The organism is Aeromicrobium sp. (assembly GCF_014378035.1).
Lineage (GTDB): Bacteria > Actinomycetota > Actinomycetes > Propionibacteriales > Nocardioidaceae > Aeromicrobium.
In genome coordinates this window covers 1-3,345 of sequence record NZ_JACMOM010000076.1, presented here as the reverse complement: position 1 = coordinate 3,345, position 3,345 = coordinate 1, and the positions used below count along the sequence as shown (strand labels likewise).

4 protein-coding genes are annotated in these 3,345 nt (G+C 64.6%); 2 read left to right on the top strand and 2 right to left on the bottom strand.

Going from position 1 to position 3,345, the window contains the following annotated elements; all coding sequences use genetic code 11:
• Positions 1–904 (top strand): acetyltransferase (locus H7290_RS04135; protein ID WP_290512753.1); only part of this gene is annotated, 904 nt, incomplete at its 5' end.
• A gap of 26 nt (positions 905–930) precedes the next feature.
• Here H7290_RS04135 and H7290_RS04130 read toward each other — a convergent pair.
• Together H7290_RS04130 and H7290_RS04125 are read right to left on the bottom strand one after the other, a co-directional pair.
• Positions 931–1,191, bottom strand: coding sequence for a hypothetical protein (locus H7290_RS04130; protein WP_290512752.1), 261 nt, complete (start codon positions 1,189–1,191; stop codon positions 931–933).
• Positions 1,192–1,249: 58 nt separating this feature from the next.
• Entirely contained in the window at positions 1,250–2,506 is a 1,257-nt protein-coding gene (locus H7290_RS04125; protein WP_290512751.1) for an IS256 family transposase, read from the bottom strand.
• A 141-nt stretch (positions 2,507–2,647) separates the two neighbouring features.
• Between H7290_RS04125 and H7290_RS04120 the strand changes: the two genes are divergently transcribed.
• Positions 2,648–3,345: hypothetical protein (locus tag H7290_RS04120; RefSeq protein ID WP_290512750.1), on the top strand; the 698-nt coding region annotated here is incomplete at its 3' end.

Here is a 3,345-nt window from a genome sequence, read left to right as displayed (position 1 = left end):
TGTCGAATCATCCGCACCTGGGAGCCACGAGTATGAGGGACGCTACGACGCTGTTGTTCGGCTTGGAGGGGTTCCGGGTCGTGACGGTCACGCGCGAGTCGATCCCGAGTTCTTCGCCCAGGAGCGGGTCGACGAAGTCCAGGTAACCCATCTGGTCGGCTTCGGCGCGGGCGACGAGCTCGCTGGTGGTCTCGGTCAGGTGCGTCATGCCGAGCTTGAGGGCGTGCTCGCGGATCCGGGTAGTCCCCCTGCACCCTACTATCAGCGAATGAGATGCGATGTAGTGCTTGTTGGGGCAGGGGGTCATGCCAGCGATGTCTTGGGGTTGGTGGAGGATCTCCGCCGTGAAGGAATGGACCTTCACGTCCCCGGGCTTTTAGCTGACGAGAAACCGGAAATGAAGCGGTTCGCAGGCCGTGGTGTTCAGTTGCTCGGCGATATCGCAACCCTTGCCGAGCGGCCACCAACCTGGCATTACGTCGTGGCGGTTGGCTACCCGACGACGCGCCGTGTCGTTGCAGAGAGGTTAGGGGGTTTGCCGCACCGTGCCATGTCGCTCGTTCACCCTCGCGCCACCGTGGGGACCGGTTTCACCATGGGTGATGGCGGTGTGCTGCTGAGCGGTGTATCCATCTCGCCGTCCGTTACGCTCGGGCGGCACGTTTACGTTAGCCACCTGGTCGGAATCGGACACGACACCGTAATCGGCGATTACTGTTCCCTAATGCCTGGTGCACTTGTCTCCGGCGATGTTCAGCTTGGCCGCGGCGTGCTTGTAGGAGCCGGGGCGGTCGTCCTAGAAGGGATAAAGATCGGGGCTGGCGCTGTGCTGGCTGCTGGTTGTGTCGTCACGCGGGACGTCTTGGCCGGCGTAACCGTGAGAGGTATCCCAGCTCGCGCATAGCCCCACTTAGCCCCAATACCGTTCAATTAGATGATCACGGCTGCTTCTGACGGCCGGTCGGGTTGGGGCCAGCCGCGGTGGTGTGCGCGCTTGACGTGCCACTTGGTGTATTTGCGTTTCGCGACGCGGGGGTTGGCCCGGGGTCGGCGGCGTGGCAGGAGCCGGCCGATGAGTTCGCCGATGGCGTGGCGCCAGAGCCGTCCGGTTGTGTCGGTCTCGTCATGGGGGAAAGCTCCCTGTTGGGCGATGGACCTGCGTGAGATGCGGAGTGCGGCGACGAACGACACGGGTCGCGTCCCGTGGAGTGGTGTAACTCCTCGCGTGTTGCTCTGCGATTGAGGTCAACTATGCCGTAGCGGCGATCTCCTTGTTCGGCGCTGTCCGGGGCGTGTTCGTTTTGGGCTGCAGAACGGTTGGGGTGGGTGGGTTGAGCAGGGCCATGGATTCCTCGCTGAGGTAGCGGCGGTCGCTGTCTTGCCACTCGTCGTGGGCCTCGATGAGGACGCAGGCTGACAGGCGCAGGAGCGCGGCGGGGTTGGGAAAGATCCCGACGACGTCGGTCCGGCGTTTGACCTCTCGGTTGAGCCGCTCGAGGGGATTTGTGCTCCAAATTTTCCGCCAATGGGGGTGGGGGAAGTCCGCGAACGCGGTCAGGTCGGCCTTGGCGTCGGTGAGCATCTGCGCGACGGCCGGGAACTGTCCGGTGAGCATCTTGGCGACGAGATCGACCTGCGCGCGGACCTCGGCCTGGCCAGGTTGGGCGAAGATCGTGCGGATCGTCGCGGCGACCATCTCGCTGTGGCCCTTGCTGACCTTGGCCAGGACGTTGCGCATGAAGTGGACCCGGCAGCGCTGCCAGCTACTGCCTTGGAAGACGGCACTGATGGCGTTGGTCAGGCCGCGGTGGGCGTCGCTCATCACGAGCTGCACGCCGCCCAGCCCGCGCTCCCGGAGCTCGCGCAGGAACTCGGTCCAGAACGCTTCGGTCTCGCTGTCGCCGGTCGCGCAGCCCAGCACTTCCCGTCTCCCGTCGGCACTTACGCCGGTGGCGATGACGACGGCTTGGGACACGACCCGACCGGCCAGGCGGACCTTGCAGTACGTCGCGTCCAGGAACACGTACGGAAACGCGATGTGGTCCAGGCTGCGGGTGCGCCACAGTGCGACCTCAACATCGAGCTGCGCGCAGATCCGGGACACCTCGCTCTTGCTGATCCCGGTTCCACCCATCGCCACGACGAGGTCATCGACCCGGCGGGTGCTGACGCCCTCGACGTAGGCCTGCATGACAACGGCGTGCAACGCCACGTCGATCCGCCGGCGCGGGGACAGCAGCGCCGGATAGAACGACCCCGTCCGGGTCTTGGGGATCTTGATCGTGAGGTCGCCAGCGGCGGTCGTGACGACCTTGTCGCGGGTCCCGTTGCGCTGGGTCGTGCGGTCCTCGGAGCGCTCGTGCAGGCCCGCGCCGATGAAGGCTGTGGCCTCGGCATCGACCAGGGCTTGCAGGATCACCCCGAGCAGTCGACGCATCAACGAGTTCTCGTCGGCGCTTTGCATGATCTCGTTCAGCTCGAGCAGGGCATGCTGGTCCAGGGCCATCGCGTGTGTCCTTGTCTGTGGGTTCCTTGGCGGGTTCTCACAGAGCCTCACGCGATGGCCCTTCAACGTCCGTGACCGACACGAAACCGGTCACGATCAAGAGCCGGAGTTACACCACTCCACGGGACTCAGCCAACGGCAGTGCTGCCGTGGTTCGCGAGCGCAGCAGACCGCGACGTGTTCGATGCCATGCGCGACAACGAGCGACTGGCGAGCGGCGGCGGCTGGATCACGGGGCACCACGACGCACGTTGGGACTTTCGCGGCACAGGTCCGGACAGAACACTTGCGGCCCACGCCGATACCGGTAGCGGATGGCAAGTGCTAATGACGTCACACGTACAGCAGTTCACCTTGAACTACGGCGAGAAGTTCAAGCAGTGGCTGGGTGACCTGTCCAAGGTCACTGACAAGAACAAGGGCCTCGTCGGCTTCGGTCCTGGCCCAGTGCTAGGTCCCGGCCACCCACTCATCATCGTCCGGCACCCAAGTCGCAGCGATGACTCACGGACGTTGATCGCCGCCGCACTGCCAGAAGCAGGGATCGTCCACAACAAGGGATACGTGCATGCGGTTGCGGTCGAGCCAGGCACTGAGGAAAACGCCGTACTTGCGCTGCTTGGGTTCCTGAACACGCCTATCGCAGATTGGTGGGCACGTAGATTCGTGGACCGACACGTCACTGCTCCGGTCGTCAATCAGATGGCTTTGCCGGAATGGACTCCCGACCAGGTCGAAACTGCCGCGTCCTATACGGGAAGCCTCCTCGCTCGACGAGGCTACAACCGGCTCGCAGGCGGGGTCGTCGTGGCTGATGGCCACCCCAGCACGTCCGACGG